Source organism: uncultured Clostridium sp. (assembly GCF_910588715.1).
GTDB lineage: Bacteria > Bacillota > Clostridia > Clostridiales > Clostridiaceae > Clostridium.
The window spans coordinates 54,086-79,976 of sequence record NZ_CAJURG010000005.1; the positions used below are offsets into that span (position 1 = coordinate 54,086).

The 25,891-nt window shown below is 30.3% G+C and carries 33 protein-coding genes; 1 reads left to right on the plus strand and 32 read right to left on the minus strand.

Features of this window, described 5'->3' with window-relative positions; genetic code table 11:
• Positions 1-14 precede the first annotated feature (14 nt).
• The 4 genes from iadA to QZ321_RS08740 all read right to left on the minus strand — a co-directional run bounded on the left by iadA (position 15) and on the right by QZ321_RS08740 (position 6,629).
• Positions 15-1,187, minus strand: coding sequence for a beta-aspartyl-peptidase (gene iadA, locus QZ321_RS08725; protein ID WP_291748394.1), 1,173 nt, complete (start codon positions 1,185-1,187; stop codon positions 15-17).
• A gap of 165 nt (positions 1,188-1,352) precedes the next feature.
• Positions 1,353-2,972, minus strand: coding sequence for a phosphoenolpyruvate--protein phosphotransferase (ptsP, locus tag QZ321_RS08730; protein WP_294196638.1), 1,620 nt, complete (start codon positions 2,970-2,972; stop codon positions 1,353-1,355).
• Positions 2,973-3,323: 351 nt separating this feature from the next.
• Positions 3,324-4,358, minus strand: coding sequence for a ribonucleotide-diphosphate reductase subunit beta (locus QZ321_RS08735; RefSeq protein WP_291742604.1), 1,035 nt, complete (start codon positions 4,356-4,358; stop codon positions 3,324-3,326).
• 39 nt (positions 4,359-4,397) lie between these two features.
• The gene (locus QZ321_RS08740; RefSeq protein ID WP_291748389.1) at positions 4,398-6,629 is read right to left on the minus strand and encodes a ribonucleoside-diphosphate reductase subunit alpha; all 2,232 of its coding nucleotides are present in this window, start codon (positions 6,627-6,629) and stop codon (positions 4,398-4,400) included.
• Between the two features lie 318 nt (positions 6,630-6,947).
• Between QZ321_RS08740 and QZ321_RS08745 the strand changes: the two genes are divergently transcribed.
• Positions 6,948-7,805: a YitT family protein gene (locus QZ321_RS08745; protein WP_291748387.1), complete on the plus strand. Its 858-nt coding sequence runs from the start codon at positions 6,948-6,950 to the stop codon at positions 7,803-7,805.
• Positions 7,806-7,870: 65 nt separating this feature from the next.
• Here the strand turns inward: QZ321_RS08745 and QZ321_RS08750 are convergent, their stop codons facing one another.
• The 28 genes from QZ321_RS08750 to QZ321_RS08885 all read right to left on the minus strand — a co-directional run bounded on the left by QZ321_RS08750 (position 7,871) and on the right by QZ321_RS08885 (position 25,883).
• Complete coding sequence (locus QZ321_RS08750; protein ID WP_291748385.1) at positions 7,871-8,428, minus strand: Fe-S-containing hydro-lyase; 558 nt, start codon at positions 8,426-8,428, stop codon at positions 7,871-7,873.
• 13 nt (positions 8,429-8,441) lie between these two features.
• Entirely contained in the window at positions 8,442-9,284 is an 843-nt protein-coding gene (locus tag QZ321_RS08755; protein ID WP_291748383.1) for a fumarate hydratase, read from the minus strand.
• Between the two features lie 157 nt (positions 9,285-9,441).
• On the minus strand, positions 9,442-10,128 hold the full coding sequence (cwlD, locus tag QZ321_RS08760; RefSeq protein ID WP_291740324.1) for an N-acetylmuramoyl-L-alanine amidase CwlD: 687 nt from the start codon (positions 10,126-10,128) through the stop codon (positions 9,442-9,444).
• A 108-nt stretch (positions 10,129-10,236) separates the two neighbouring features.
• Entirely contained in the window at positions 10,237-11,838 is a 1,602-nt protein-coding gene (locus QZ321_RS08765) for a Na/Pi cotransporter family protein (RefSeq protein WP_291748485.1), read from the minus strand.
• 245 nt (positions 11,839-12,083) lie between these two features.
• Positions 12,084-12,476, minus strand: coding sequence for a 30S ribosomal protein S9 (gene rpsI, locus QZ321_RS08770; protein WP_291740322.1), 393 nt, complete (start codon positions 12,474-12,476; stop codon positions 12,084-12,086).
• Between the two features lie 26 nt (positions 12,477-12,502).
• Positions 12,503-12,937 (minus strand): 50S ribosomal protein L13, encoded by a 435-nt coding sequence (gene rplM, locus QZ321_RS08775; protein ID WP_042401459.1) that lies wholly within the window; start codon positions 12,935-12,937, stop codon positions 12,503-12,505.
• A gap of 162 nt (positions 12,938-13,099) precedes the next feature.
• Positions 13,100-13,834: a tRNA pseudouridine(38-40) synthase TruA gene (truA, locus tag QZ321_RS08780; RefSeq protein ID WP_291740319.1), complete on the minus strand. Its 735-nt coding sequence runs from the start codon at positions 13,832-13,834 to the stop codon at positions 13,100-13,102.
• Positions 13,835-13,859: 25 nt separating this feature from the next.
• A complete protein-coding gene (locus QZ321_RS08785; protein WP_291740317.1) occupies positions 13,860-14,657 on the minus strand; it encodes an energy-coupling factor transporter transmembrane protein EcfT in 798 nt (265 codons plus the stop codon).
• Positions 14,658-14,736: 79 nt separating this feature from the next.
• Complete coding sequence (locus tag QZ321_RS08790) at positions 14,737-15,591, minus strand: energy-coupling factor transporter ATPase (RefSeq protein ID WP_291748381.1); 855 nt, start codon at positions 15,589-15,591, stop codon at positions 14,737-14,739.
• Complete coding sequence (locus tag QZ321_RS08795) at positions 15,576-16,418, minus strand: energy-coupling factor transporter ATPase (RefSeq protein ID WP_291748378.1); 843 nt, start codon at positions 16,416-16,418, stop codon at positions 15,576-15,578. The genes QZ321_RS08790 and QZ321_RS08795 overlap by 16 nt, the downstream gene beginning before the upstream one ends.
• A gap of 208 nt (positions 16,419-16,626) precedes the next feature.
• On the minus strand, positions 16,627-16,968 hold the full coding sequence (rplQ, locus tag QZ321_RS08800) for a 50S ribosomal protein L17 (RefSeq protein WP_291740311.1): 342 nt from the start codon (positions 16,966-16,968) through the stop codon (positions 16,627-16,629).
• Positions 16,969-16,980: 12 nt separating this feature from the next.
• Positions 16,981-17,928, minus strand: coding sequence for a DNA-directed RNA polymerase subunit alpha (locus QZ321_RS08805; RefSeq protein WP_133016276.1), 948 nt, complete (start codon positions 17,926-17,928; stop codon positions 16,981-16,983).
• A gap of 91 nt (positions 17,929-18,019) precedes the next feature.
• On the minus strand, positions 18,020-18,640 hold the full coding sequence (gene rpsD, locus QZ321_RS08810) for a 30S ribosomal protein S4 (RefSeq protein ID WP_291675693.1): 621 nt from the start codon (positions 18,638-18,640) through the stop codon (positions 18,020-18,022).
• 31 nt (positions 18,641-18,671) lie between these two features.
• Positions 18,672-19,067, minus strand: a complete 396-nt coding sequence (rpsK, locus tag QZ321_RS08815) for a 30S ribosomal protein S11 (protein WP_005212098.1) — start codon at positions 19,065-19,067, stop codon at positions 18,672-18,674.
• Between the two features lie 15 nt (positions 19,068-19,082).
• Positions 19,083-19,451: a 30S ribosomal protein S13 gene (gene rpsM, locus QZ321_RS08820; protein ID WP_042401482.1), complete on the minus strand. Its 369-nt coding sequence runs from the start codon at positions 19,449-19,451 to the stop codon at positions 19,083-19,085.
• 213 nt (positions 19,452-19,664) lie between these two features.
• Positions 19,665-19,778 (minus strand): 50S ribosomal protein L36, encoded by a 114-nt coding sequence (gene rpmJ, locus QZ321_RS08825; RefSeq protein WP_003448032.1) that lies wholly within the window; start codon positions 19,776-19,778, stop codon positions 19,665-19,667.
• Between the two features lie 39 nt (positions 19,779-19,817).
• Entirely contained in the window at positions 19,818-20,036 is a 219-nt protein-coding gene (gene infA, locus QZ321_RS08830; protein WP_005212092.1) for a translation initiation factor IF-1, read from the minus strand.
• 7 nt (positions 20,037-20,043) lie between these two features.
• A complete protein-coding gene (locus tag QZ321_RS08835) occupies positions 20,044-20,322 on the minus strand; it encodes a KOW domain-containing RNA-binding protein (RefSeq protein WP_291740308.1) in 279 nt (92 codons plus the stop codon).
• Positions 20,323-20,405: 83 nt separating this feature from the next.
• Entirely contained in the window at positions 20,406-21,155 is a 750-nt protein-coding gene (gene map, locus QZ321_RS08840) for a type I methionyl aminopeptidase (RefSeq protein WP_291740306.1), read from the minus strand.
• On the minus strand, positions 21,155-21,805 hold the full coding sequence (locus tag QZ321_RS08845; RefSeq protein WP_291740304.1) for an adenylate kinase: 651 nt from the start codon (positions 21,803-21,805) through the stop codon (positions 21,155-21,157). Before QZ321_RS08845 ends, map begins: the two co-directional genes overlap by 1 nt.
• A 23-nt stretch (positions 21,806-21,828) precedes the next feature.
• Positions 21,829-23,106 carry a preprotein translocase subunit SecY gene (gene secY, locus QZ321_RS08850; RefSeq protein ID WP_291740302.1) on the minus strand — a complete coding sequence of 426 codons (1,278 nt, stop codon included), beginning with the start codon at positions 23,104-23,106 and terminating at the stop codon, positions 21,829-21,831.
• Position 23,107: 1 nt separating this feature from the next.
• The gene (gene rplO, locus QZ321_RS08855) at positions 23,108-23,548 is read right to left on the minus strand and encodes a 50S ribosomal protein L15 (RefSeq protein WP_195468550.1); all 441 of its coding nucleotides are present in this window, start codon (positions 23,546-23,548) and stop codon (positions 23,108-23,110) included.
• A 22-nt stretch (positions 23,549-23,570) separates the two neighbouring features.
• On the minus strand, positions 23,571-23,750 hold the full coding sequence (gene rpmD, locus QZ321_RS08860) for a 50S ribosomal protein L30 (protein WP_005212077.1): 180 nt from the start codon (positions 23,748-23,750) through the stop codon (positions 23,571-23,573).
• A gap of 12 nt (positions 23,751-23,762) precedes the next feature.
• Positions 23,763-24,260: a 30S ribosomal protein S5 gene (gene rpsE / locus QZ321_RS08865; RefSeq protein ID WP_195468549.1), complete on the minus strand. Its 498-nt coding sequence runs from the start codon at positions 24,258-24,260 to the stop codon at positions 23,763-23,765.
• A 20-nt stretch (positions 24,261-24,280) separates the two neighbouring features.
• On the minus strand, positions 24,281-24,643 hold the full coding sequence (gene rplR, locus QZ321_RS08870) for a 50S ribosomal protein L18 (protein WP_133016283.1): 363 nt from the start codon (positions 24,641-24,643) through the stop codon (positions 24,281-24,283).
• Positions 24,644-24,662: 19 nt separating this feature from the next.
• Positions 24,663-25,205 carry a 50S ribosomal protein L6 gene (gene rplF, locus QZ321_RS08875; protein WP_291740300.1) on the minus strand — a complete coding sequence of 181 codons (543 nt, stop codon included), beginning with the start codon at positions 25,203-25,205 and terminating at the stop codon, positions 24,663-24,665.
• A 65-nt stretch (positions 25,206-25,270) separates the two neighbouring features.
• Positions 25,271-25,669, minus strand: coding sequence for a 30S ribosomal protein S8 (gene rpsH, locus QZ321_RS08880; protein WP_005212071.1), 399 nt, complete (start codon positions 25,667-25,669; stop codon positions 25,271-25,273).
• A gap of 28 nt (positions 25,670-25,697) precedes the next feature.
• Positions 25,698-25,883 carry a type Z 30S ribosomal protein S14 gene (locus QZ321_RS08885; protein WP_005212070.1) on the minus strand — a complete coding sequence of 62 codons (186 nt, stop codon included), beginning with the start codon at positions 25,881-25,883 and terminating at the stop codon, positions 25,698-25,700.
• Between the last annotated feature and the right edge of the window lie 8 nt (positions 25,884-25,891).

Here is a 25,891-nt window from a genome sequence, read left to right on the forward strand (position 1 = left end):
TAGCCCTTAAATTTTTATTCAAATGTTGCCTTAATTGAAGCTTTACCGTCTTTAACAACAATTTTTCCTTTAGCAATTACCATATCAATATCTAAATTTTCTTTATTTACAATAACAAAATCAGCATCTCTCCCTTTTTCTATTCTTCCTTTATTGTCTAGTTTAAGTAATTCTGCAACATTTGAAGTAATTACTTTTATTGCCTGATCTATAGATACATTAAATTCTTGTATACTATTTTTAACTTCTCTATATAAAGTTTTAACAGAACATATTCCAAGACCAATTAGCTTTCCAGTATTATCAAAAATAGGCATACTTCCATTTCCATCTGATGAAAATGTAATATGTTTAATATCTACTTCTTTTTGTAATAATATAGATAATCCTTCCCCAGCTCTTATTTCCCCTGGCTCTAAAAACTTAGGATCAGAACTTGTAGTTAAATCAATAAATCCACCTTTTTTAGTATATTCGATACCAGCATCAAATAATTTATCACTTCTATTAATATGTGTTGGTAATAATTGAGTAGCTGGAATTTCTGTTTCTTCTATAAGTTTAAATAAATATTCTAATTTTCTAGCACCATCTCCTAAATGAACATTAACTATTCCAGCTTTTCCTGATAATAATCCCCCAACTCTAGCTTGAGCCACAGTATTTACAAAGTCTTGATATGATGCTTGAGAACTTCTATGATCAGATAAGGCTACTTCCCCAACTCCAATAATTTTATCTACCATCATAAAATCGCCTTTTATACTTTCTGTAATTGTTTTTACAGGTATTTCATAAGAACCTGTATAACAATAAGAGGTTATTCCCTCTTCTTCTAAACCATTAGCCTTTGCAATAAGTGACCTCATATTTCTACATACACCATCAGTTCCTATACATCCTACAACTGTAGTAATTCCTGCTTCTACTAATGAAAGGATTGATATTTCAGGTGTTCTAGTTTTAAACCCTCCTTCACCTCCCCCACCAATAATATGTACATGGGAATCTATAAATCCCGGAAATATTATTTTATCCTTTCCATTTATTATTTTTATATCTATAAAGTTATTAGGAATATTTAAATTTTCATATATTCCTTCAATTTTATCATTTACAATAACAATATCTTTCTCTCCTAAACTTTCTGGTGCATATACATTTATACCTTTAATAACAATAATCATTTTTTCCTCCAAAAATTCTAAAAATACTATTTATTTAGTATTAGATTTTTTTATTTTATATATGCTTTTTAATTTATAATATTATATATAAGAAAAAAATTAATAATAAAGTTTTATTATTTAGAAATAAAAAAGAGAATTGCAAATGCAATTCTCTTTTTTACATTATTCTTGTTCTAATATTATCTTCTTAGCAGATAAGATTGATGTAGCACTCATTGAGAACTCATCTAATCCATATTCAACTAATGTAGGAATAGCAGCTTCATCTCCTGCCATTTCTCCACACATTCCAACCCACTTACCGTGTTTGTGAGCACCATCTATAGTCATTTTTATTAATCTTAATACAGCTGGGTGCATTGGGTTGTAAAGGTATGATACCTTTTCACTCATTCTATCAGCAGCTAATGTATATTGGATTAAGTCGTTAGTTCCGATTGAGAAGAAATCAACATATTTAGCTAACTCATCAGCCATAACTGCTGCTGCTGGAATCTCAACCATGATACCCCATTGAGTAGTTTCTGAAGTCTTAATTCCTTCAGCATGTAATTCTGCTCTGCATTCTTCAACGAATTCTTTAGCAGCTTGGAATTCTTCTAATCCTGAAATCATTGGGAACATAACACAAAGATTTCCGTATACAGAAGCTCTTAATAAAGCTCTTATTTGAACTTTGAATATATCTTTTCTATCTAAACATAATCTTATAGCTCTGTAGCCTAAGAATGGATTCATTTCTTCTGGTAATGGTAAGTAAGGTAATACCTTATCTCCACCGATATCTAATGTTCTGATAACAACTTGCTTACCATTAGCTTTTTCTAAAACAGTTTTGTAAGCTGTAAATTGTTCTTCTTCAGTTGGAGCTTGATCTCTATCCATGTATAAGAATTCTGTTCTGAATAATCCTACACCATCTCCACCATTAGCTAAAACTTGATCTATATCTTCTGGCTTACCAATGTTACCGCAAACTTCAACTCTCTTACCTGACTTAGTCACAGTTTTAACTTCGATAAGCTTCTTTAATTCTTCTTGTTCTGCTGCAAACTTTTCTTTCTTAGCTTTGTATTCAGCAACAACTTCTTCTGATGGATTAATTATTGCAAATCCTTCAATACCATCAACTATTATTGAATCACCATTTTTAACTGATTTAGTTATATCTCCTAAACCAACAACAGCTGGTATTTCTAATGTTCTAGCCATGATAGCAGAGTGAGAAGTTCTTCCTCCGATATCTGTTAAGAAACCACAAACTTTAGTTCTATCTAATTGAGCTGTATCTGATGGAGTTAAATCATAAGCAATTACAACTGTGTTTGCTTCAGTTATAGCAAATCCACTTCCACCTTTTCCTGCTAAGTTAGAGATAATTCTCTTAGAAACGTCTTTAATATCAGCAGCTCTTTCTCTCATATAATCATTATCCATTGATTCAAATATCATAACAAATGTATCTGTAACATTTTGAACAGCTTTCATAGCATTTAAGCTTTCATTTTCAACTGTCATTTCCATTTGTCCAGTAAATTCTGGGTCGTCTAATAAAGTTAAATGAGCTTCAAAAACAGCAGCTTCATGCTCACCAATCTCAGCTAAAGTTTTTTCTTTAATAGCTGTTAATTGTTCTCTTGATGCTTTTAAAGCAACTGCTAACTTTTCCTTTTCTGCAACTATATCACTAACCTTTGCATCAGTTATAACTATTTCCTCATGTTCTTGAATGAATACTTTTCCTATTGCATAACCTTTTGATGCAGCTATACCTTTTTTCATTTCAATTTCCTCCTACACTTAAGCACAATTTTTTACTCTTGTTAAATTTTTATACTTTTGTTAAATTTTTATATTTTAAATTAATTTGATACAATATTATATAAATTTTTTAATAAAATATAAAATATTTAAAAATACTAAAAATAGATTTTTGATATTTTAATCTATTTTTAATAGAAATCTTATACGAACAAAATTTATTATAACATATTTTTAATAACGTTATCAGCAATTTTTTTAAAAAATTATATTTTTTTGGAAAGTTTATCCTAGTTTTATATTGCTAAATTAAGAAAATACTCGTACAAATCCAAAGTTTATATACTTTTAAATAAAACTCACTACATTTATTTATAAATCATCAATTAAAACACTAGCTTTTGCATATGCCGTTGATTTAGCCTCGAAAAAGTCTGTTTTAACTGAATTTGCATTTGATAAAGAATCAATCCACATTGCTGGATTTTTGTCATACCCTTCAAATAATGGTTCTAATCCAATTTCTTTTAATCTCTTATTTCCTAAAAATTTAATATAGGATTCAATTAAGTTTTTATTAATTCCTTGAATATTTTCTCCTATAACATAATTTCCCCAATTAATTTCATGTTCAACACCTGTTTTCATCATAAATCTTAATTCATTAATTAATTCTTGAGTAAATATTTCTGATTCTTCTATTTTAAGCTCTCTTATTAGATTTCTAAATAACCAAAGATGAGTATTTTCATCTCTATTTATATAACGTATTTCTTGAGCTGAACCTGGCATTTTTCCATTTCTCTCAAGATTATAAAAAAACATAAATCCTGAGTAAAAATATATTCCTTCTAATATAAAGTTTGCCATTATTGCTTTTACTAAATTATCTTTACTTGGATTTTCTAAAAAATTATTATACTGTTCTCCAATAAATTTATTTCTTTCTAAAAGAATTTTATCATCTTTCCATTGATATAGAATTTCATTTCTTTTTTCAGGTGAACATATAGTATCAAGCATATAACTATAACTTTGTGAATGTACAGCTTCTTGAAAAGCTTGAATAGTTAAACATAAATTAACTTCACTTGCAGTTATATAATTATTTATATTGCTCAAATTAGCTGTTTGAATTGAATCTAAAAATATTAAAAAAGATAAAATTTTATCATATGCTTTTCTTTCATATTCATTAAGCTTACTATAATCTTTTAAGTCCTGAGACAAATTTATTTCTTCTGGAATCCAAAAGTTATTCATTGCCTGTCTGTACCAATCGGATGCCCATCCATATTTCATATTATTAAAATCATTCAAGTTAGTAGTATTGCCATTTATCATTCTCTTTTTACTAACTTCTATATCACCATTTTCATTAAACAAAGGTTTTTTATTTATCTTCATTATCATTCTCCTAATCATTCTAAAACAATAAATCTAATTTTATGCTGAACAACTTTCACATTCTTCTATTTCTAATGATTTTGATCTAACATAATAAATAGACTTAACTCCACATTTACAAGCTGTTATATATAAATTCATTATTTGTCTCATAGTAAAATCTGTTGTTATATATAAATTAAATGATTGTCCTTGATCTATATGTCTTTGTCTTATACCATTTATTTTTAAAGAAAGAGTCTGATCTGTATTATATGCAGAATTATAAAACCAGAAATTTTCCCAACTTAAATTAGGAGCTGTTTTTGGTACTATACTACCCTTTTTTTCTTCAAGCCAAAATCTTGCCATAACAGGATCTACCCCTTCTGAAGTTCCTGCTATCGTTGCAGTTGAACCATTAGGTGCTACCGCAAAAAGATATCCATTTCTTAAACCATATTTTTTAATATCATTATATAAATTATTCCAATTATCTGAAGTATAATTTCTTAATTTGAAATAATCACCATTATCCCAATCTGAACCTCTAAAACATGAATACTCACCTTTAAACTTTGCAATATTCATACTTGCTTTAATTGCATAATAATTAATCTTCTCATAAACCTTATCTGTAAAATCTAAATGTCTTTCATCATTCCAATGAATTTTATTATTTGCAAGCATATGATGATATCCACTTGTTCCTAATCCAATTGCTCTGTATTTTTTATTAGTAACTTCAGCAAAAGGTACTGAATAATAATTTAAATCTATAACATTATCCATTGCTCTTATTTGAGTTTCAACTACATATTCTATTTCATCATCATTATTTACATCTACATTTCCTAAAACAATTGACGATAAATTACAAACTACAAAATCTCCTGCCTTTATTTTTTCTACAATAATAGTATCTCCATTTTCATCATGAATAGTTGTTTCCTGAATATCCATAGGACTCATATTTTGCATTATTTCGGTACAAAGATTAGAAGAATAAATCATTCCTTTATGTTTATTAGGATTCATTTTGTTTACTGTATCTCTGTAAAAAGCAAATGGAGTTCCTGTTTCCGCTGCACTTTTTATTATTAATCTTACTATATCTTTAACAGACATAACTCTTTTATCTATTCTTTCATCATTAACACAATCATAATATCTTTTTTCCCACTCTTCTCCATAATAATCTTCCAATGAGTATCCCTTAACTGACTTTATTTCATGTGGACACATCATGTACCAATTAGCGTCTATGTCCTCTTCTGCTAATCTCCAAAAAAGATTTGGATAACAAAGCCCTGGAAATATATCATGTGCCTTCTTTCTATCATCACCATTATTAGTTCTTAATTGTAAAAATTCTGGCACCTCTTTATGCCATGCATCTAACCATATAGCAACTGACCCATTTCTAACGCCTAATTGATCAACTGCAACTGCTGTATCATTAAATAATTTTATCCAAGGAATAACCCCACCAGAAGCACCCTTAAATCCTCTTATTGCTGAACCAATTGCTCTTATTTTTCCTATATAAATTCCCATTCCACCACCAAACTTAGAGACTTCAGCAAAATTATCTAAAGATTTATATATTCCTTTTAAACTATCTTCTACTGTATCAATAAAGCATGAACTTAATTGATAAAATGGCTTTCTTGCATTTGACATTGTAGGAGTTGCCATAGTTGCTTTAAGTGAACTTAAAACATCATAAAACCTCTTTGCCCACTTAACTCTATCTTCTTTTTTCTCTGGAATTGCTAAATGCATTGCTATTCCCATAAACATTTGTTGTGGAAGCTCAAGAGGTTTTCTATTATAATCTTGAATTAAATATCTTTTTGTTAATAAATCTATTCCACTATAAGTGAAATAAAAATCTCTGTCTGGTTTTATTTCTTTTTCTAATTCTTCAATTTCATATTCAGTATAATTTTCTAATATGTATTTTCCATATAAATTTTTATCTGTCATTTCTTTAATGAATTTATAAAAATTATTATAGGGTTTTTCTTCTAAATTTATTTTTCTATTTTTTCTTACTTCATCATACAACCTATATACATATAACTTAGATGCAACATATTGCCATTTAGGTTCTTGTTCAGTAGTTAGTTCTAAAGCTGCTTGAATTATAGAATCCCTAATTTCTTCGCCATTCATAGATTCTCTTATTATATTCTTAGAACCTTCAATAAGTTTTTCCTTTATATATATTTCTTGTAAATCATTTAATTCATCAATTGCTTTTTGGCATATATTATCTAAATTAATCACTTTTATTCCTCCACTATATGTTGTACATAACTATATTTCTTACACAATATATTGTTAATTATAATATTGCTATTTATTCTTGTAAAATAATGAAGAAATCAAAAAGTTGAAAAAAAAATAATATTTCATTTAAATTCTATCTTTTTCTTTATTTCTCTATAATTATTATTTACAAATAATAATTATTATCTTTTTTCTACTAAAATAAAATTTTCTCGAATTATTATTTTTCTTTTTAATAAACTACTTAACATAATTTATTTTTTAATATATAATTCATTATGTTAATTGCAACTATATCTAAACAGAGGTATTATTATGAAATATTTATTTAAAAATAAAAGTTTTTATGTTGATGTTGTGGTAATTATAATAGGATGTTTAATTTCTTCCTTAGGAGTAAATTTATTCTTATCTAATGCTGGACTATTAAGTGGTGGAGTGACAGGTATAGGACTTATTCTTCAATATTTATGGAATATTCCGTCAGGAATTACAGTTTTTATACTTAATATTCCTTTATTTATTGTAAGCTATAAATTCCTTAGTAAAAGATTTACTATATATACAGCCATAGGGATGATTTCTTTTTCAACTGCATTAATGATAACTAAACCATTATCTTCATTAGTTAAAGTTGATGATACATTATTATATTGTATATATGGTGGTATTTTAAGTGGAATAGGTTATGGCTTAATCTTCTTTAGAAATGGTTCTATTGGAGGAACTGACATAATAACAATGGTTGTAAGAAAAAAATATTCCGATCTTGATATAGGTAAAGTAGGATTTGCTTTTAATTTAATTATAGTAACTTTAGCAGCATTTATTTTTGGCTTACCAAAAGCATTATATACTCTTATATCAATGTTCATAACAAGTAGTGTATTAGATAGAGTATTAAGTGGATTTACTAGTAAAAAGCTTCTTCTTGTTTTAACAGAAAAAGAAGATGATATAATAAACTATGTAATTAAAGATATGAATCGTGGGGTAACATCTTTAATGGCTGAAGGTGGCTATACTCATGCTCAAAAAAGACTTTTATATGTTGCTGTAACTACATCTCAAATGATAAGTTTAAAAAATAAAATTCTTAGAATTGATCCTAAAGCCTTTATCACTATAATTGATATTTCAGAAGTTAAAGGAAAGGGATTCCAAAGCATTTAAATTATTTTATTAGTAGTACATAATTAAACTTTTATAAATAAAAAAAGCGACTCAAGTCGCTTTTTTTATTTATCACTATTTAAATATTTATTTTTTCCTATATCATATAGGTTATTTCCATTAGTATCAATAATAACAACTAAAGGCATATCCTTAACTTCTAATTTTCGTATAGCTTCAGCTCCTAAGTCATCATAAGCAATAACTTCACAGGAAGTTATACACTTGCTTATTAATGCTCCTGCACCACCTATAGCACCAAAATAAATTCCTTTATTTCTTTTAATTGCATTAATTACTTCTTCATTTCTAGCACCCTTACCTATCATTCCCTTTAAGCCTAAATCTAAAAGTTTAGGTGCATAACTATCCATTCTATAACTAGTAGTTGGACCGGCTGAACCAATAACATGTCCTGGTTTTTCTGGTGTAGGCCCAACATAATATATAGTTTCATTTTTAATATTTATTGGAAGATTTTTTTTCTCATCTAATAAATTAATTAATCTACCATGAGCTGCATCTCTAGCTGTATATATAATTCCTGTTAATAAAATACTATCTCCAGCCATTAGTTTAGTTGTAACTTCTTCAGTTAAAGGTGTATTTATTTTTTTTATCATTTTATACCTCCCGCTAAATCTCCCTTTCTTTATGTCTTGTAGCATGACAATTTATATTTACTGCAACAGGCAATCCTGCAATATGAGTAGGATAAGTTTCTATATTTAATCCTAAGGCTGTTGTCTTACCTCCAAATCCTTGTGGACCTATTCCTAATTTATTTATAGCATCTAATAATTCCTTTTCTAAATCACTATAAAATTGATTACTATTTTTTTTATTTAATGGTCTAATTAAAGCTTTCTTAGCTAAATAAGCTACCTTATCAAAAGTTCCCCCAATTCCAACTCCAATAACTATAGGTGGACATGGATTAGGCCCTGCTAATTTTACAGTTTCAATTACAAAATCTTTAACTCCTTGTAATCCATCAGAAGGTTTGAGCATTTTTATTCTACTCATATTTTCAGAACCAAATCCTTTAGGTGCTACTGTAATTTTAAGTTTATCACCTTTCACTATATCATAATAAATAATAGCTGGTGTATTGTCTTTAGTATTAATTCTATCAATAGGGTCCTTAACTACTGATTTTCTTAAAAATCCTTCATTATATCCTCTTCTAACACCTTCATTAATAGCATCTTCTAATAAGCCACCAACAATATGAACCTCTTGTCCTATTTCTACAAATACACATGCCATACCTGTATCTTGGCAAATTGGCATATCTTCATTTTGCGCAATATTAAAATTTAAAACTAATTGTTCTAAAACATTTTCTGCTAATGGCCATGTTTCATTTTCCTTAGCTTCACATAAAGCACTTTTTATATCACTAGATAAATAATAATTTGATTCTATACATAATTCTTTTACCGTATCAATTATTTTTGATATATGTATTTCCCTCATAGTTATCCCCCTTATTTATTCATTATAAATTTAGTTTATTATTTCATTATCTTTTTTACAATATAAATACCATAAATTTTTAATAAATTATAAAGCCGACCTAAGTCGACTTTATAGTTTATTAATATATAATATTTCCTAGGAAATTCTATTGTTTTTAATTATTCTTTACATTATCATCAAAGTATTTATCAATTCCGTTAGATATCCCTTGAACTATTAAGTTTTGATGAGAATCACTTTTTAATCTAGCCTCTTCTTCTGGATTTGATAAAAAACCACACTCTACTAATATTGAAGCACCTTCGTATTTATCTCTCAAAATTAAATATGCTTCAGCTGCTGGTTTAGCAACTCTTTTATTATTATCCTTAACTTCTTCTTTTATTGAATCTTGAACCACTGTAGCTAAATTACAACTATTTTCATTTGAAGCATACCATACTTGTGCTCCATAACATTTGCTTTGTGGAAACATATTTTGATGAATTGATACAAATATATCACAACTTGTTTCTTTTTTAAGTTCAACTCTTTTATTTAAATCTTCTCTTTTCTTTTCCTTAATTGTATTACCTTTTTGATAAAGCCCTTCATCTTCATCTCTTGTCATATAAACCTTATATCCCTTTTCTTCAAGATTATCTCTTAATTTTAATGCAATTTGTAAATTTATATCTTTTTCAATTGTTCCTGTTTTAGATTTTGCTCCTCCATCAATTCCTCCATGACCAGGATCAATTAAAATAACCTTATCCGAATTATCAAAAGCAAATACATTAAAAGGAGTTATATAAGTAATAATAAGTAGACATGTAATAATAGCAACAATTACTTTTTTCATGACATATCCTCCATTATTTTAATATCACTTTTATTATGTTTAACTTTTAAAATTATTATACTTCCTCCTAACTTTTAAAATAAAAAAAGAAGCCAATTGGCTTCTTTTTTATTTGTTATTTTCAATAACTATCTCAGCTATATTTGTAGAGTGATCTCCTATTCTCTCTAAATTACTTAATAAGTCTAAGAATATCGCTCCTGCATAAGCATTACAAACACCCTCATATAATCTTTTTATGTGTAGGTCTCTATATCTCTTATTTTGTTTATCTATTTCTGCTTCAATATCAGCTATTCCTTTAGCTTTATTTATATCTCTGTCAGCATAACTTTCTATTGATAAATCTACAGCATTCATTGTAGTTCCATACATATTAGTAATTTCTTTGATAGCATCTTCACTATATTGTAATTTCTTATTTATTTTTTGAATAGTTAAATCAGCAAGATTTTCTGCATGATCTCCTATTCTTTCTATATCATTTACTATATGGAAAGTAGAGGCAACTATATTTTTTTCTTTATCTGATAACTCACACTTAGAAAGTTTAACTAAATATGTAGTTATACATTCTTCAAGATTATTAATTACTTCTTCATTTTGATAAACTTTTTCTGCTAAATTTTCATCATTTTTAATAAATGCATCCATAGCTAATTCTAAGCTTAATTTAGCTTTATTAGCCATTCTTATAGTTTCCTTTACTACTTGACCAGCAGCAATTACTGGAGTTTCTAGTAATCTATCATCAATATATTTAGGTCCTACCTTTTCATCGTCTTCCCCTGGTATTATTTTTTCTACAATTTTACATAGTATTGGAATTAAAGGTACCATAATTAATGTATTAACTACGTTAAAAATTGTATGTGCATTAGCAATTTGTCTATTTACATCTGATGTAAAATAAGAAACAAAATTACCTAAGAAACCAGGTATTATTATTGGTAAGAATATTAAAGTACCAACAACGTTAAATATTAAATGTAACATAGCAGCTCTATGTGCTGTTTTATTTGTACCAACTGTTGCAATCATTGCAGTTATACAAGTACCAATATTACATCCCATAATTATAGGTAACGCTTGATTAATATTTAAGGCACCAGCTGTAGCTAACGCTACTAATATACCTGTAGTAGCTGATGAACTTTGTAATAAAGCTGTAATTAATGCCCCAGCTATTACTCCTAAATACCAATGTTGACCTACTGTTGTAAGTATTTCTTGGAAAACTGGTAATGATGTTAATGGTTTCATGGCACTACTCATTGATCCCATACCAACAAATAATACACCAAAACCTAATATTATATTACCTATTTCTTTTCTCTTCTTACCTTTTACAAACATTGCCATCATAGCACCTACAAAAACAAAAATTGGTGCTATTTCGTCTAATTTAAATGCAACTAATTGAGCTGTAACAGTTGTTCCAATGTTTGCCCCCATAACAATTCCAGCTGCTTGAGCTAAATTCATTAATCCAGCATTAACAAATCCAACTACCATTACAGTGGTAGCACTACTACTTTGAATAACCATAGTAACTACTGCCCCTACAATTACTGCTATTACAGGATTTTTAGTTACTTTTTCTAGTATCTTTTTTAATCCTTCTCCTGCAGCATTTTCTAGGCCATCACCCATGAGTTTCATTCCGTAGATAAATAGTCCTAATCCACCTAATAACTTGATTATTGTCATTAATGTATCCAAGATTTTTTCTCCTTCACTCTTGTAATAAAACTTTCACATCGTTAAGTTTACAATAAAATTTAACATTTGTTAATAGATTTCAACAATTTTTAACGTAGATTTAATATAAATCTTTCCTTAAATATGCTTTATGCTAATTTTTATAATTTATACATATATTTTTTTATTAAATAAAAAAGCTTTGGAATAAATATTCCAAAGCTTTTGGCAAGTCTTTTCTCGAAAAATCCAAACTATCTCTTAGAGAATTGTGGAGCTCTTCTTGCTTTCTTAAGACCGTATTTCTTTCTTTCTTTCATTCTTGGATCTCTTGTTACGAAACCAGCTTTCTTTAATTCAGATTTTAAGTTTTCATCTGATTTAATTAAAGCTCTTGTAATTCCGTGTCTGATTGCTCCAGCTTGACCTGTGAATCCACCACCGTGAACGTTAACTAGTACATCAAACTTATCCTTAGTTCCAGTTAAAACTAATGGTTGGTTAACGATCATTCTTAAAGTTTCTAAACCAAAGAAAGTTTCGATTTCTCTGTTATTGATAACAACTTTACCATTTCCTGGTACAAGTCTAACTCTTGCAACTGATTTTTTTCTTCTTCCAGTACCCATGTATTGAACTTTTGCCATTTTTTATTCCTCCTCCCGAGCCTGTATTAGTACTTTAATTCAAGTACTTCTGGTTGTTGAGCTGCGTGTTCGTGCTCAGCACCTTGGTATACTTTTAACTTCTTAAGCATTTTTCTTCCTAATACTCCTGTTGGAAGCATTCTTCTAACAGCTTCTTCGAAAGCAAACTCAGGTTTCTTAGCTAATACTTCTCTGTATGGAGTTTCTTTTAATCCACCTGGATATAAACTGTGCTTTCTCATCATTTTTTGATCTAACTTTTTACCAGTTAAAACAACTTTTTCAGCATTGATAACTATTACGAAATCTCCGCAGTCAACATTTGGTGTAAATGTTGGCTTATTCTTTCCTCTTAATATTGAAGCAACTTGGCTAGCAACTCTTCCTAGTGGCTTACCAGCAGCATCAACAACATACCATTTTCTTTCAACTTCTTGTGCTTTTGCAATGTATGATTTCATGTTTTTCCCTCCCTGAACTTACATTTATCGTTATACCGCATATGTATAACATTTATGTTAAGACCTCGGGGCTCGTGGCCTTACGTACATAAATTATTCTAACAAACAAAATAAATTATAATACACGCTTACGGGCGTGTCAATAATTTTTCTTAAAAATTTTTAATAATAAACTTCCTTCAGTAATAATCCATTAGGTGGAACACAATCACCAGCCAGTTTTCTATCCTTTTTAGCTATTATCTCTGATATATAATTAGCCTCTATTTTTTCTCTCCCAACATTTATTAATGTCCCAACTATTATTCTAACCATATTGTATAAAAATCCATCACCACTTACAGAAATTTTTATAATTTTATCTATTTTTTCTACTTTAACATCAAAAATGGTTCTTACAGTTCCCTTTACAGAGCTTCCTTGTGTTTTAAATGCAGAAAAATCATGTGTTCCAATAAAATACTTTGCTCCTTCTCTCATAGATTTAATATTTAATGGATATTTATAATGATATACTTGGTTTCTCATTAAAGCTGAAGGAACATTATCATTCAATATATAATATTCATATGTTTTTCCCTTAGCATAATATCTTGCATGAAAGTCATCTTCTACCTTCTCTGATTTAACTACAACTATATCATTAGGTAACTTAATATTTAGTGCTTCCCTAAATCTTTCTGGAGGAACTTTACTATTAGTTTTAAAATTAGCAACAAACCCTTTTGCATGAACCCCTGCATCAGTTCTTGAACTTCCTGTTACCTCACATTTTTCTTTAGTAACAATAAGGAGAGCTTCTTCTATCTCTCCTTGTATTGTTTTCATTCCCTTTTGTTTTTGCCATCCATAATAATTTGTTCCATCATATTCTAAAGTTAATTTTATATTATTCAACTTATCACCTTTTTAATTCAAATTACTAAATTGCAAATCTAACTACTATTGTGCTTATAAATAATAATGCAAAAACTCCAAATGCAATTAAATCCTTAGAGCTAAATTTTAAAACCTTCATTCTAGTTCTACCTGATCCCCCTCTGTAACATCTTGCTTCCATAGCCATAGCAAGCTCATCAGCTCTTCTAAATGAACTAATAAACAATGGTACTAAAAGAGGTATTAAACTTTTTGCTTTTTTTATTAATCCACCATTTTCAAAGTCAGCTCCTCTAGCTTTTTGAGCTTTCATTATTTTATCAGTTTCATCTATAAGAGTAGGTATAAATCTTAATGCAATTGTCATCATCATAGCTAATTCATGTGCAATTTCTTTTCCAATAGGTTTTAATAATCTTTCTATGCCGTCTGTCAATTCAATAGGAGACGTTGTTAACGTTAAAACTGAGGTTCCCATTATAAGAAGTATTAATCTTATTGCCATAAAAAATGCAGTTCTTATTCCAGATTCATATATTTTTATAAATCCAATATGAAAAATTAGTCTTCCTTCTTTAAGCATAAAAATATTTAATATAGCAGTTAATGCTATTAATAAAAATACAGGCTTTAATCCTTTATAAAGATACCTTGGAGATATTTTTGCAATGTAAACTACTAAAACTAAAAATGCTACAATAAATATATATCCAACAAATTTATCAATAATAAATAAACTTATTATAAATAAAAAAGAAATTAATATCTTTGTTCTTGGATCTAATTTATGTATAAAAGATTCACCTGGTATATATTGCCCTATAGTTATATCTTTAATCATACTAAACTTCTCTCTTTCATATACTTTTAATCAAAAAAATTATATAAGTATTACTTAATCAGTTCTTTTTATTATTAAATTATTTTTTTAATAATACTCTTAAAAGTTCTTTACTACCTTGCTCTACAGTAAAAACTTCATCAGAAACATTAAATCCCTTTTCTCTTAAAGCTTTCATTAAATAAGTTACTTGTGGCACTGCTAATCCTATACTCTCTAATATTTCAACTTCTTTGAATATTTCTGATGGTTTACCCATTAAAGCTATTTTTCCCTTATTCATAACAACAATTTTTTCAGCTAACTTTCCAACATCCTCCATGCTATGGCTAACTAATATAATTGTCATTTTATATTTTTCATGAAGAATTTTTATTTGTTCTAAAATATCATCTCTTCCTTTAGGATCTAATCCTGCGGTAGGTTCATCTAATATTAAAACTTTTGGTTCCATAGCAATAACTCCTGCTATAGCAACTCTTCTTTTTTGCCCTCCACTTAGATCAAATGGAGAAATATCCTTATATATTTCATAATCTAAACCAACCATCTCCATAGATTTTTTAACTCTACTTAAAACCTCTTCTTGAGCTAAGCCTAAATTATTAGGCCCAAACGCTATATCTTTTTCAATTGTTTCTTCAAACAATTGATATTCTGGATATTGAAATACTAAACCAATTTTCTTTCTTATGTCAGTAAGTTTAGTTTCCTTATTTGTAATATCAACATTATCAACTAAAATTTTTCCTGAACTTGGTTCTAATAAACCATTTAAATGCTGAATTAAAGTTGACTTTCCTGATCCAGTATGCCCTATTAAAGCTAAAAAATCCTCATCTTCAATAACTAGATTTATATTATCTAGTGCTTTTTTTTCAAAAGGTGTTTTAGGCATATATATGTGTGTTAAATTTTCTATCTTAATTGACATAATGCATTCACCATCTCATTCACATTTAAAATTTTTGTATCTATATCAATACCTGCTTTTCTAAGCTCATAACATAGTTCTGTTACCTGTGGAACATCTAAACCTATTTTTTTCATAGTTTCAACATGCGAAAAAACTTCACGTGGAATTCCCTCAATAACAGCTTTCCCCTTATCCATTACTACAACTCTATCTGCTTCTGCTGCTTCATCCATATAATGAGTTATTAATATAATAGTTATTCCATGCTTCTTATTTAATTCTTTAATATTATTAATTACTTCTCTTCTTCCTGATGGATCAAGCATTGCTGTTGGTTCGTCAAAAATTATACATTTAGGTTGCATTGCTAAAATTCCTGCAATTGCAATTCTTTGCTTTTGACCTCCAGACAATAAATGAGGTGCATGTCTTTTATATTCACTCATTCCAACCTTTTCTAAGGCATCATCAACTCTTTTCCTTATTTCTTGTGGTGGAATACCTAAATTTTCTGGTCCAAATGCAACATCTTCTTCTACTATTGTAGCTACTAATTGATTATCTGGATTTTGAAACACCATTCCAGCAGTTGATCTTATATCCCATATGTTATCTTCATTTTTTGTATCTAATCCATTAACAATAACAGTTCCTTCTGTAGGTGTTAATAATGCATTCATATGTTTCGCTACTGTAGATTTGCCTGAACCATTATGACCTAGTACTACTAAAAATTCACCCTTTTTAACTTGCAGATTTAGTCCATCAATAGCTAACTTTTCTATTCCCTCTTCACCTGTAGAATATTTAAATACTATATTTTTACACTCTATCATTTTCTCCATATATATCCCTCCTTTAATAACATTTTAAATATATAATTAAGTTATATAAATTTCATATAAATTTCCATAACTTAATTATATATAAGGTCAGACTATTTACAAGTATTTAAGATAAGTATTATATCTCAATATTTATAACAAATTTATTTAATAATTATTTTTATATGCAAAAATGGGGATTAAGTCAAGCTTAATCCCCAAAGTAAAATTATACTAATTCAAGTATAACAACTTCAGCTCCGTCTCCTCTTCTAGGACCTTTTTTGATCATTCTAGTGTATCCGCCGTTTCTTTCAGTATACTTTGGAGCGATTTCATCAAATAATGTTTTAACTACTTGTTCTTCTAAAACGTAAGCTAAAACTTGTCTTCTAGCGTGAAGATCTCCTCTTTTTGCAAGAGTAATCATCTTTTCAGCTATAGATCTAGCTTCTTTAGCTCTAGTTTCAGTAGTTTCAATTCTACCATGCTTTAAGAAGCTAGTAACAAGACTTCTTAACATAGCTCTTCTTTGGTCTGTAGAAAGACCTAACTTACGATAACCTGCCATGGATTTACCTCCCTACTCGTCGCTTAGTTTTAAGGCTAAACCTAATTCTTTAAGCTTTCTTTCAACTTCTTCTAAGGATTTCTTTCCTAGATTTCTTACCTTCATCATGTCATCCATTGATTTACCAGCAAGTTCTTGAACTGTATTAATTCCAGCTCTCTTTAAGCAGTTATAAGATCTAACTGAAAGGTCTAGTTCTTCAACAGTCATTTCTAGGACTTTTTCCTTTTTATCTTCTTCTTTTTCAATCATAATTTCAACATCATTAGTTGCAACACCTAATGACATGAATAATTTGAAGTGCTCTATTAAAATCTTAGCAGATAAGCTTATAGCTTCATCTATTTTAATAGTTCCATTAGTCCAAATTTCAAGTGTTAATTTGTCATAATCAGTGATTTGACCAACTCTTGTGTTGTCAACAGTGAAGTTAACTCTCTTAACTGGAGTATAAATAGAATCAATAGCTATTGCTGAAAGTGGTAATGAATCACTCTTATTTTTATTTTGAGTAACATAACCTCTTCCTCTATTAACTGTTAATTCCATATATAATCTTCCATTTTCATCAAGCGTTGCTATGTGTAAATCCTTGTTTATAACTTCCACATTTCCATCAGTCTTAATGTCTGCACCTGTAACAACTCCAGGTCCCTTAGCATCTATATAAATAGTTTGTGGACCTTCGCCTTCCATTGTAAGTGCTAAAGATTTAATATTAAGAATTAATTCAGTAACATCTTCTTTAACACCTTGTACAGTTGAGAATTCATGAAGCACTCCATCAATCTTAATTGATGTAGTAGCTACACCTGGAAGTGATGATAAAAGAATTCTTCTCATCGCATTTCCAAGTGTAATACCATATCCTCTTTCTAATGGCTCAACTACATATTTACCATATGTACCATCTTCATTTGATTCTATACATTCAATTATTGGCTTTTCTATTTCTAACATGTACAAACCCTCCTTGTATATAAAATGGCAACCTTATTACGAGGGCAACTGATTCCATTTAAAATTTAATATAATAAATTAAATTAATTTATTATTTGCTGTATAATTCGACAATTAGAGTTTCGTTAACTGGTACGTCAATGTCTTCTCTAGCTGGCGCAGCAACTACTTTACCTTCATAGTTTTCAACGTTAGCTTCTAACCATTTTGGTAATGTCTTTGGATTTTCTACGAAAGTCTTGAACTTTTCAGTTCCTCTGCTCTTTTCGCAAACAGATATAACATCATTAACTGATACTTTGTATGATGGAATATCAACTTTTTTACCATTTACTAAGAAATGACCGTGAGTAACTAATTGTCTAGCTTCGTTTCTTGAAGCACCGTATCCTAATCTGTACGCAACGTTATCTAATCTCATTTCTAGTAACATTAATAAGTTTTCCCCAGTGATTCCCTTCATGTGGTCAGCCTTTTCATAGTAAGTTCTGAATTGACCTTCTAAAACACCGTATATTCTTCTAGCTTTTTGCTTTTCTCTTAATTGTACTCCGTAGTTAGATAACTTTTTCTTAGCTGCTCCGTGTTGTCCTGGTGCATAGCTTCTTCTTACGAAAGCACATTTATCTGTATAACATCTATCTCCCTTAAGGAATAGCTTTTGACCTTCTCTTCTACATAATCTACATGTAGCTCCAGTATATCTTGCCATTCGTTACACCTCCTGTTGAATTTAAATATAATTAGACTCTTCTTCTCTTCGGTGGTCTACATCCGTTGTGTGGAATTGGAGTAACGTCTTTAATTAGAGTTACTTCTAAACCTGCAGCTTGTAATGATCTTATAGCTGCTTCTCTACCAGCACCTGGTCCTTTAACGTATACTTCTATACTCTTTAAACCGTGTTCCATAGCTGCTTTAGCTGCAGTTTCTGCTGCCATTTGAGATGCAAATGGAGTGCTCTTTCTTGAACCTCTGAAACCTAAAGCTCCAGCACTTGACCATGATAAAGCATTTCCAGCCGCATCAGTTAAAGTAACTATTGAGTTATTGAAAGTTGATTGGATGTGTGCAGCACCATGCTCAACATTCTTTCTTTCTTTTCTTCTTCTAGTAGTCTTTTTGACTTTTTGAGCCATCGAAATCCCTCCTCACTACTTCTTCTTATTTGCGATAGTCTTCTTAGGACCTTTTCTAGTTCTAGCGTTAGTCTTAGTTTTTTGTCCTCTAACTGGAAGACCTTTTCTATGTCTTATTCCTCTGTAACAACCTATTTCAACTAATCTCTTAATGTTTAAAGCAACATCTCTTCTTAAGTCACCTTCAACCATTAAGTTCTTGTTTACATAGTTTCTGATTTCATTTACTTCATCCTCAGTAAGATCCTTAATTCTAGTATCTGGGTTAATTCCAGTAGTAGCTAATATCTTTTGAGAAGTAGATAAACCAACTCCGTATATATATGTTAGACCTATTTCAACTCTTTTTTCCTTTGGTAGGTCAACTCCTGCTATTCTTGCCATTGAACTTACACCTCCTGTTTATTGAAATGCAATTTTTTATTTTTGCTTTTGATAAATTTATATTAAAATCTTAGGTCGATAGCTTAAGAGCTATCGTCAGCCGTACCTAAAATTAATAAGCTGATTTAAACGCCTATATAATAATATTGAACTTTCAAAAAAAAGTCAACATATTAATATTTGTAAATTATTCTGCCTAATATTTAAATTATATTAGCCTTGTTTTTGCTTGTGCTTAGGATTTTCACAGATTACCATTACTCTTCCTTTTCTTCTTATAATCTTGCACTTTTCGCAAATAGGCTTAACTGATGGTCTTACTTTCATCGCTAACCCTCCTTGTGTAATTTATGGTAAATTTTTACCTTATTTTGCTCTCCAAGTAATTCTTCCTCTTGTTAGGTCATATGGAGAAAGTTCTATAGTAACCTTATCTCCTGGTAGAATTCTTATGAAGTTCATTCTTAATTTTCCTGATATATGAGCTAAAATTTTATGACCACTTTCTAACTCAACTTGAAACATTGCATTTGGTAAAGCCTCTAAGACTACACCTTGCATTTCTATTACATCATCTTTTGACATAAGGTAATCAACCCTCCTTAACAATGCCTTTTAGTTTTAGAAATCTTTTTATTTTTAAATCAGTACCTTTATCCTTTAATATAAGTGATGCTTTAATCTCATCATCTACATTTTCTAAAACAACAAAATGTTTTATGTTTTTCTTCTTAGGCATCTGAATTGTCTTATTGCTTCCATTACTTAAAAGATAATAATCATCAACTTTATCAATAATAACGTAATAATGATCTTTATCTCTTCCGTATTTTGAAAGAACAACTTTCCCAATTAAGTCATTGTTTTGCAAATTTCTTTCACCTCGATGATTACCTTAGTCATAAATCTACAAGCCACCTTTTGGTATCATGCGAATTTATAACTAAGCAACACTTATTTAATCAGTGTTAATATCTCTGGTCCATCTGGTAAAATTACAACAGTGTTTTCATAGTGAGCCGAAAGGCTCTTATCTGCTGAGACTACTGTCCAATCATCACCTAAAGTAGCTACTCTATATGTTCCTATATTAACCATAGGCTCTATAGCTAAAGTCATACCAGTAACTAATTTTGGACCTCGGCCTGGTCTTCCAAAGTTAGGAATTTCCGGATCCTCATGGACACTTTTTCCTATCCCGTGACCTACGAAATCTCTTACAACTGAGAAGCCTGAAGCCTCAACATAGCGTTGTATTTCATGTGAAATATCAGTTAGTCTATTTCCTACTTTTGCAAACTCTAAACCTTTAAAAAAAGATTCTTCAGTAACTTTTATAAGCTTACTTGCTTCTTCAGAAATATTGCCTACAGCGAAGGTTCTTGCTGCATCACCGTGGAATCCATTTATGTTTGCTCCACAGTCTACACTAATGATATCTCCATCCTTTAATACATACCCTCCTGGTATTCCATGAACTACTTGCTCATTTACAGATATACATAGTGAAGCAGGAAATCCATAGAGCCCTTTAAATGAAGGTATTGCCCCATGCTTAGTTATAAATTCTTCTGCTATCCTATCTAATTCAGCAGTAGTTATTCCTGGTTTAACTTTTTTTTCAACAAGTAGTAGAGTTTCTGCTACTATTCTACCTGCAATTCTCATTAGGTTGATTTCTTTATCACTTTTGATAATAATCATTAATTTGCACTCCCTAATATATTACAGATACCTTCGAATACTTCATTAATAGCTTTTGTTCCATCTACTGTGGAAAGTAAGTTTTTTTCTTTATAAAAATCAATCAGTGGTTGTGTTTGTCTTTCATAGACATCTAGTCTCTCTTTTACTGTTTCTTCAACATCATCTTTTCTTTGGATAATGTTATCACCACACACATCACAAACACCATCAACAGCTGGTGAATTAAATTTGATATGATAACTAGCTCCACATGATAAGCAAACTCTTCTTCCTGTCATTCTTTCAAGTATGAAACTGCTAGGTACTTCAATACATAAAGCTGTATCTAATTTTTCATCCCTTGATTCTAGAAACTCTTGTAGAGCTTCGGCTTGAGCAACAGTTCTTGGGAATCCATCTAATAGATAACCATTTTTACAGTCTTCCCATGTTAGTCTATCTTTAACCATATTAATAGTTACTTCATCTGGTACTAATTGACCATTGTCAATATATTGCTTAGCTTCTATTCCTAAAGGGGTTTCTTCTGAAATATTTTTTCTAAAGATATCCCCAGTAGAAATATGTGGTATAGAGTATCTATTACTAATTGATTTTGCCTGTGTTCCTTTTCCAGCCCCAGGAGGACCTAATAATACTATCTTCACGGGCATCATCTCCATTATAAAATCTATTTTAAGAATCCTTGATAGTGTCTCATAACTAATTGTGAGTCTAATTGTCTAGAAAAATCTAATCCAACTCCAATTAATATTAATAAAGATGTCCCACCAAATTGAATTCCACTTAAATCTGTATAATTACTAATTAATATTGGAGTAACAGCTAATAATGCTGCAAATATTCCCCCTATTAAAGATACTTTTGTAAGTACTCTTTCAAAATACTTCTCTGTAGCTTCACCTGGTCTTATTCCTGGTACAAAGCCTGCAGACTTATGAAGATTTTCAGCCATTTCATCTGGCTTAAATGTTATTTGAGTATAGAACCAAGTAAAGAATACTGTTAATACCGCATAACAAAGTGGATACATCCATGTATTTTTATTAAAAATACTATATGGACTTGTTACAATCCATTTAGCCCATCCCTTAGTTGGGAAGAAATTAGCTATTGTTTCAGGGAACATCATTACAGACATTGCAAATATTATTGCAATAACTGCTGATCCAATTAAACTTAATGGTATATGAGTAGATTGACCTTTCATAACCTTAGCACCTACAGCCTTACCAGCATATTGGATAGGCACTCTTCTCTCTGCTAATGAGAAGTAAATTGTAACTGCTAATAGTGCAAGTGCACCAATTAAGAATAATGCTATTTCTATTATAGAAATTTCACCTGCTTCTTTTAATGTAAATAATGACATTAAAGTTGTAGGTAATTGAGATACTATATTAACAAATATTAATATTGAAACTCCATTTCCAAATCCCTTTTGAGTTATTTGATCACCAAGCCACATACAGAAAGTAGATCCTACAACTAGTGAAATTAGTACTACTGCTTTTTGGGCTGTTCCTAATCCAGTTGCTGCACCTTGTGCTGCAATCATTGAATAAATTCCAATAGCCAACACAAATCCTATAGCTATTGAAGCATATCTTGTAAGTGATTGAATTTTTTTTCTACCTTCTTCACCTTCTTTAGAAAGTTGCTCTAAAGATGGAATTGCAATTGTTAATAATTGTACTATGATTGATGCATTAATATAAGGTGAAACACTTAATGCAAATATACTAAATTTACTTAAGGCCCCTCCTGATATTAAGTTATAAAATCCAAGTAACCCATTAGAGTTAGTCATTGAGCTTAAATAACTAGTATCAATTCCAGGAACCGGAATATGTATTCCTATCCTGAAAATTGCTACTAAAAATATCGTCCATAAAAATCTTTTTCTTAGTTCCGGAACCTTCCAGGCATTACGTAGGGTTGATAGCATATTATATCACCTCAACTTTTCCTCCAGCTGCTTCTATCTTTTCAGCCGCTGACTTAGACATCTTACATCCTTGTACAGTTAGGCTCTTTTCTAATGTTCCGTTTCCTAATATCTTAACTCCGTCTAAAACTTTAGATATTACTCTTGTTTCAAGTAATAATTCTGGAGTTACTACTGTGCCGTTTTCAAATATGTTTAATCTATCAACGTTAATAGAAACAATTTTCTTAGCGAAGATATTAGTGAATCCTCTCTTAGGAAGTCTTCTGTATAATGGCATTTGACCACCTTCAAATCCTGGTCTAACTCCACCGCCTGATCTAGCGTTTTGTCCTTTTTCACCTTTACCAGCGTTTCTTCCTAAACCTGAACCAGTACCTCTACCAACTCTCTTAGGAGCTTTTTTGCTACCAGCTGCTGGCTTTAATTCATGAAGTTTCATATCTTAGTGCACCTCCTCTTTATTATACTTCTTCTACTTTTAATAAGTAGTCAACTTTGTTGATCATACCTCTGATTTGAGGAGTATCCTCATGCTCTACAGTTTTGTTTATCTTTCTTAGACCAAGAGCATTTGCAGTAGCGATATGGTCTTTCTTTCTGCCTATTAAGCTTTTAACTAAAGTAACCTTTATCTTTGCCATTGCGTATACCTCCTAACCTAATATTTCTTCTACAGTTTTGCCTCTTAACTTAGCTATTTCTTCAGCTGTTCTTAAGCTTGCTAAACCGTTAATTGTAGCATTTACCATGTTTCTTGGATTATTTGAACCTAAAGACTTAGCTCTAACATCCTTTAATCCTGCTAATTCAAGTACAGCTCTTGCTGGTCCACCAGCGATAACTCCTGTACCTTCTTTAGCTGGCATGATTAAAACTTTACCAGTTCCAAACTTACCATATATTTCATGAGGAACTGTTGTTCCAACTATAGCAACGCTAACCATGTTTTTCTTAGCGTCTTCGATACCTTTTTTAATTGCTTCTGGGATTTCGATTGACTTACCCATTCCTACGCCTACGTGTCCGTTCTCGTCACCAACAACAACTAAAGCGCTGAATCTGAAGTTTCTACCACCCTTAACAACCTTAGTAACTCTGTTTATAAAAACAACCTTTTCCTTAAGGTCTAGTGTGCTAGGATCGATTCTCATTGATTTCCCTCCTTGTTTGATTAGAATTTTAAGCCTGCTTCTCTAGCGCTTTCTGCTAATGTTTGAACTCTTCCGTGATATACGTATCCACCTCTGTCAAATACAACTTCAGTAATACCTTTATCTAAAGCTCTCTTAGCAACTAGTTCACCAACTAATTTAGCAGCTTCTTTATTTCCGCCTACTTTAACATCAACATCTTTATCTAATGTTGAAGCAGATACTAAAGTAACAGCATTTATATCATCTATGATTTGAGCATATATATTTTTTTCACTTCTGTAAACTGAAAGTCTTGGTCTTTCAGGAGTACCAGAAATTTTCTTACGTACTCTAAGGTGACGCTTTGCTCTATTTGCCTTTTTGTCTGCCTTCTTGAACATAAGGTTCACTCCTTCCTAATTATTTCTTACCAGTTTTACCTTCTTTACGTCTGATAACTTCGCCTTCAAACTTAATTCCTTTACCCTTATATGGTTCAGGTTTTCTCCACTTTCTGATATCAGCAGCAGCAGCACCAACTAATTGCTTATCGATTCCTGATATAACTACTTTTGTAGCTGCTGGAGTTTCGAAAGTTATTCCTTCAGCTGGTTCTATTTCAACTGGGTGTGAATATCCTAAGTTCATTACAAGTTTCTTTCCTTGTAATTGAGCTCTATAACCAACACCGATTAATTCTAGAGTTTTTTGGTATCCCTTTTCAACTCCTATTATCATGTTGTTGATTAACGCTCTAGTTAAACCGTGAAGAGCTCTGTGCTCTTTAACGTCACTAGGTCTTGTAACAACAACTTGGTTGTCTTCAACTGCTATATTCATGTCTTTGTCCATAGCCTTAACTAATTGCCCCTTAGGTCCTTTTACAGTAACAACGTTATCTTCTGTAACTGTTACTGTAACACCAGCAGGGATAGCTATTGGTAATCTACCTACTCTTGACATAACCGCACCTCCTGTATTACTTGTTAGATCTATATGTTAATCTAGTTAATTTTCAAAATTAATTACTACCAAACGTAGCAAACAACTTCTCCACCTAAGCCTAATTTTCTAGCTTCTCTGTCTACAACTATACCTTTTGAAGTTGAAATTACAGCGATTCCTAATCCATTAAGAACTCTTGGAACTTCATCTTTCTTACAGTATACTCTTAAACCTGGTTTTGAAATTCTCTTAATACCAGTTATAACTCTTTCTTTATTAGAACCGTATTTAAGAGATAATCTCATCATTGGAACAACACCATCATTGTATTCTTCAATATTTTTGATGTATCCCTCTTGTAATAATATATTTGCAACAGCCTTCTTTACGTTTGAAGAAGGAACTTCTACTACTTCGTGTCTTACAGCATTCGCATTTCTAATACGAGTTAGTAAATCTGCGATAGGATCTGTCATAACCATTTAATTTGCCTCCTTTCAGTCGTTAGGTTTACCAGCTTGCCTTCTTACAACCAGGAATTTCACCCTTGTAAGCAAGTTCTCTAAAGCATATACGGCAAATACCAAACTTTCTTAATACTGCATGTGGTCTTCCACATATTCTGCATCTTGTATAAGCTCTTGTTTTATATTTAGGAGCTTTGCTCCACTTTTCAATAATAGCTTTACGTGCCACAGTTTTCC

What these genes read in the sequence shown, in the direction of transcription:
- iadA (WP_291748394.1), bottom strand. Translation starts at nt 1,187, where the DNA reads ATGATTATTGTTATTAAAGGTATAAATGTATATGCACCAGAAAGTTTA.
- ptsP (WP_294196638.1), bottom strand. Translation starts at nt 2,972, where the DNA reads ATGAAAAAAGGTATAGCTGCATCAAAAGGTTATGCAATAGGAAAAGTA.
- QZ321_RS08735 (WP_291742604.1), bottom strand. Translation starts at nt 4,358, where the DNA reads ATGAAGATAAATAAAAAACCTTTGTTTAATGAAAATGGTGATATAGAA.
- QZ321_RS08745 (WP_291748387.1), top strand. Translation starts at nt 6,948, where the DNA reads ATGAAATATTTATTTAAAAATAAAAGTTTTTATGTTGATGTTGTGGTA.
- QZ321_RS08750 (WP_291748385.1), bottom strand. Translation starts at nt 8,428, where the DNA reads ATGATAAAAAAAATAAATACACCTTTAACTGAAGAAGTTACAACTAAA.
- QZ321_RS08755 (WP_291748383.1), bottom strand. Translation starts at nt 9,284, where the DNA reads ATGAGGGAAATACATATATCAAAAATAATTGATACGGTAAAAGAATTA.
- cwlD (WP_291740324.1), bottom strand. Translation starts at nt 10,128, where the DNA reads ATGAAAAAAGTAATTGTTGCTATTATTACATGTCTACTTATTATTACT.
- QZ321_RS08765 (WP_291748485.1), bottom strand. Translation starts at nt 11,838, where the DNA reads ATGACAATAATCAAGTTATTAGGTGGATTAGGACTATTTATCTACGGA.
- rpsI (WP_291740322.1), bottom strand. Translation starts at nt 12,476, where the DNA reads ATGGCAAAAGTTCAATACATGGGTACTGGAAGAAGAAAAAAATCAGTT.
- rplM (WP_042401459.1), bottom strand. Translation starts at nt 12,937, where the DNA reads ATGAAATCATACATTGCAAAAGCACAAGAAGTTGAAAGAAAATGGTAT.
- QZ321_RS08785 (WP_291740317.1), bottom strand. Translation starts at nt 14,657, where the DNA reads ATGATTAAAGATATAACTATAGGGCAATATATACCAGGTGAATCTTTT.
- QZ321_RS08790 (WP_291748381.1), bottom strand. Translation starts at nt 15,591, where the DNA reads ATGTCAATTAAGATAGAAAATTTAACACACATATATATGCCTAAAACA.
- QZ321_RS08795 (WP_291748378.1), bottom strand. Translation starts at nt 16,418, where the DNA reads ATGGAGAAAATGATAGAGTGTAAAAATATAGTATTTAAATATTCTACA.
- rplQ (WP_291740311.1), bottom strand. Translation starts at nt 16,968, where the DNA reads ATGGCAGGTTATCGTAAGTTAGGTCTTTCTACAGACCAAAGAAGAGCT.
- QZ321_RS08805 (WP_133016276.1), bottom strand. Translation starts at nt 17,928, where the DNA reads ATGTTAGAAATAGAAAAGCCAATAATTGAATGTATAGAATCAAATGAA.
- rpsD (WP_291675693.1), bottom strand. Translation starts at nt 18,640, where the DNA reads ATGGCAAGATATACTGGAGCTACATGTAGATTATGTAGAAGAGAAGGT.
- rpsK (WP_005212098.1), bottom strand. Translation starts at nt 19,067, where the DNA reads ATGGCTCAAAAAGTCAAAAAGACTACTAGAAGAAGAAAAGAAAGAAAG.
- rpsM (WP_042401482.1), bottom strand. Translation starts at nt 19,451, where the DNA reads ATGGCAAGAATAGCAGGAGTTGACCTACCAAAGGAAAAAAGAGTTGAA.
- rpmJ (WP_003448032.1), bottom strand. Translation starts at nt 19,778, where the DNA reads ATGAAAGTAAGACCATCAGTTAAGCCTATTTGCGAAAAGTGCAAGATT.
- infA (WP_005212092.1), bottom strand. Translation starts at nt 20,036, where the DNA reads ATGTCAAAAGATGATGTAATAGAAATGCAAGGTGTAGTCTTAGAGGCT.
- map (WP_291740306.1), bottom strand. Translation starts at nt 21,155, where the DNA reads ATGATTATTATCAAAAGTGATAAAGAAATCAACCTAATGAGAATTGCA.
- secY (WP_291740302.1), bottom strand. Translation starts at nt 23,106, where the DNA reads ATGCTATCAACCCTACGTAATGCCTGGAAGGTTCCGGAACTAAGAAAA.
- rplO (WP_195468550.1), bottom strand. Translation starts at nt 23,548, where the DNA reads ATGAAACTTCATGAATTAAAGCCAGCAGCTGGTAGCAAAAAAGCTCCT.
- rpmD (WP_005212077.1), bottom strand. Translation starts at nt 23,750, where the DNA reads ATGGCAAAGATAAAGGTTACTTTAGTTAAAAGCTTAATAGGCAGAAAG.
- rpsE (WP_195468549.1), bottom strand. Translation starts at nt 24,260, where the DNA reads ATGAGAATCGATCCTAGCACACTAGACCTTAAGGAAAAGGTTGTTTTT.
- rplR (WP_133016283.1), bottom strand. Translation starts at nt 24,643, where the DNA reads ATGTTCAAGAAGGCAGACAAAAAGGCAAATAGAGCAAAGCGTCACCTT.
- rplF (WP_291740300.1), bottom strand. Translation starts at nt 25,205, where the DNA reads ATGTCAAGAGTAGGTAGATTACCAATAGCTATCCCTGCTGGTGTTACA.
- rpsH (WP_005212071.1), bottom strand. Translation starts at nt 25,669, where the DNA reads ATGGTTATGACAGATCCTATCGCAGATTTACTAACTCGTATTAGAAAT.